Here is a 253-nt window from a genome sequence, read left to right as displayed (position 1 = left end):
GACTTCATTTTTGAAATCTTGTATTTGCTTCGTATCATTTGCAGCAGCTTGTGTTTTGATTGGTTCTTGTTGTAGTTGAGAACTTTCTTTTTGCAATGCATCATTTTCCACTTTCAGTTGTTGTACTTCTGTATTGTTATCAGCTTGCGTAGAACAAGCTGTTAAGAATAAACAAGACATTGCTCCAATCAACATCCACTTTCTCATTCTGTTTTCCTCCCTTTACATGTGCACCTTATCCTTGCCTTTATAT

At 35.6% G+C, this 253-nt stretch carries 1 pseudogene; it reads right to left on the bottom strand.

What is annotated here, in order from left to right:
• Positions 1-207, bottom strand: a pseudogene (locus KI369_RS27460) (hypothetical protein); the annotation flags it as partial.
• Positions 208-253 lie beyond the last annotated feature (46 nt).

The sequence above is a fragment of the Bacillus sanguinis genome (genome assembly GCF_018332475.1).
Lineage (GTDB): Bacteria > Bacillota > Bacilli > Bacillales > Bacillaceae_G > Bacillus_A > Bacillus_A sanguinis.
This window is presented reverse-complemented; position numbering and strand designations above follow the sequence as displayed.